We start from the raw sequence: 2187 nt of genomic DNA, 5'->3' as shown, positions 1-2187 counted from the left end.
CTCAAGCTCAGGCTCAACAAGCTCAAGCTCCAGTACCTAATACTTTGAAAGTAGACTCTATCGACGGTACTAAAGAAGTTCACTACAAATGCGGTAAAGACGGCAAAGAGCCTCTGAGCGTAATGTACGGCTTCAAAGGCAATGAAGTTGTTGCCGCCCAAGTAAAATATAAAGGTCAATTAACTGAAAATCTGTTCCGTATCACTGACAGCAGCAAAGATGTAAACGCATTCTGGGGTGGCAATGTCGCTTGGGTTGCTGAAGCAGCCACTGCAGCCAACGTAGACAAAGTTGACGGCAATATGCTGACTATCCGTGGTACTACCGAAGTAAACGGCAAACAAGAAGTGGTTGATCAAATCATTACCCGCTTCTGCGCATTGGACAAAGGCGCGAAAGCTGCCGCTAAACCTGCTGCTAAAAAAGTGAAAAAATAATCTTTTACCGACAGCTTTAAACGCTGGGTAAAATAAAACAGGCCGTCTGAAAAGTTTTCAGACGGCCTGTTCTTTTGAGCGGTTTAACCTAAGAACCAGAATTTCAATGCCCACAATACGGCGACAATCCATACCATAGGCGGTACGTCTTGGGTGCGGTTGCACAAGAGCTTGATGAGTGCGTAGCTGATAAAGCCGAACGCAATACCGTCGGCAATCGAGTAGGTAAACGGCATGAAGACGATGGTCAGGAATGCCGGTGCGGCTTCGGTCATGTCGTCCCAATCGATTTCGCGCGCGCTGCGCAACATTTGCGCGCCAACATAGAGCAGGGCGGGAGCGGTAGCGAATGCAGGAATGCTTTGAACCAGCGGCGAGAAAATCAGGCAGGCCAGCATCAGGATGCCGACGGTAACGGCAGTCAGGCCGGTGCGGCCGCCGGCAGAAACACCTGCCGCGCTTTCAACGTAAGGGGTGGTAGAAGACGTACCCAAGGCGGCGCCTGCAACGATGGCGGTTGAGTCGGCAAGTAGGGCGCGTTTCAAACGCGGCAGTTTGCCGTCTTGCAACAGGCCTGCGCGGTGGGAAACGCCGACCAAGGTGCCGGTAGAGTCAAACAGGTCAACCAGGAAGAATACAAAAATCACGCTGACCATGCTGACGGTAAACAAGCCTTTAAAGTCCATCTGCATGAAGGTTGGCGCAATGCTCGGGACTTCGCCGACCACGCCTTTGAACTCGCTCAAGCCCAAGACGGTGGAGACGGCGGTCAGCGTCAGAATGGTAATGATGATGGAGCCTTTGACGCGGAAGTGGCCGAGTGCAACCACCATGACAAAGCCTGCCATCGCCAGCAGGGCGGTAGGCTGGTGGATGTCGCCCAAGCCGACCAATGTGGCAGGGTTGGCCACAATCACACCTGCGCCTTTGAGTGCAATCAATGCCAAGAAGAGGCCGATACCTGCGGCAATCGACATTTTCAAGCCCATAGGCAGCGCATTGACCAGCATTTCACGCACTTTAAAGAAGCTGAACAGGATGAAAATGATGCCGGAAATGAAAACGGCACCTAAAGCCACACGCCAGTCCACGCCCATGCCTTTGACGACGGCAAAGGTAAAATAGGCGTTCAAGCCCATGCCCGGCGCAAGGGCGATTGGGTAGTTGCCGACAAAGCCCATCACGAAACAGCCGATGGCGGAAGCGATACAGGTGGCCACAAATACGGCACCCATATCCATACCGGTTTCGCCCAAAATCAGGGGATTGACGATGATGATGTAACACATGGCGAGGAAGGTGGTCAAACCGGCCATGATTTCAGTGCGGACGTTGGTCTGATTGGCACTCAGGTTGAACAATCGTTCCAAAACGCTTTGATTTGAAGAACTCATTTAAAAATATTCCTTTTGGGAAAGCCGCTTGCGGGACGGCATCGTCGGATTGGTCTGCAAAAAGTTTGGTTTTTGGCCTTAACTTCTCAACAGATAAGGGAATTTTCGGGCGGTATTATACTGAAAAGCCTTTTGTTCGGGTAATAAAAATACATGAATCAGATAATGCCGGGCCGAACCAAGATAAAGGCCGTCTGAACAGTTTCAGACGGCCTTTGTTTGTGTGTGTTTATACCGGTTTGCCTTTCAGGGAGAAGGTGTAGGCTTCGGTGATTTCCAAATCGATCATTTGGTTGATCATGTCGGGTGTGCCGGTAAAGTTGACCACGCGGTTGTTGGCGGTACGGGCTTGCAGT

The 2187-nt window shown here is 51.2% G+C and carries 3 protein-coding genes; 1 reads left to right on the top strand and 2 read right to left on the bottom strand.

The genetic code is table 11. The features are described 5' to 3' along the window. Positions 1 to 437: hypothetical protein (locus ACTHUE_RS16330; RefSeq protein ID WP_440423994.1), on the top strand; the 437-nt coding region annotated here is incomplete at its 5' end. 83 nt (positions 438 to 520) lie between these two features. Here ACTHUE_RS16330 and ACTHUE_RS16325 read toward each other — a convergent pair. Both ACTHUE_RS16325 and ACTHUE_RS16320 read right to left on the bottom strand, forming a co-directional pair. Further along, entirely contained in the window at positions 521 to 1831 is a 1311-nt protein-coding gene (locus tag ACTHUE_RS16325; RefSeq protein ID WP_003748830.1) for an NCS2 family permease, read from the bottom strand. Between the two features lie 229 nt (positions 1832 to 2060). Continuing rightward, positions 2061 to 2187, bottom strand: a 127-nt coding sequence (locus tag ACTHUE_RS16320) for a TRAM domain-containing protein (protein ID WP_440423506.1), incomplete at its 5' end; no start/stop codon positions are given.

Source organism: Neisseria sp. P0021.S005, from assembly GCF_051956955.1.
This window is presented reverse-complemented; position numbering and strand designations above follow the sequence as displayed.

Coding starts and splice junctions, on each gene's coding strand:
- ACTHUE_RS16325 (WP_003748830.1), bottom strand. CDS start 1,831: ATGAGTTCTTCAAATCAAAGCGTTTTGGAACGATTGTTCAACCTGAGT.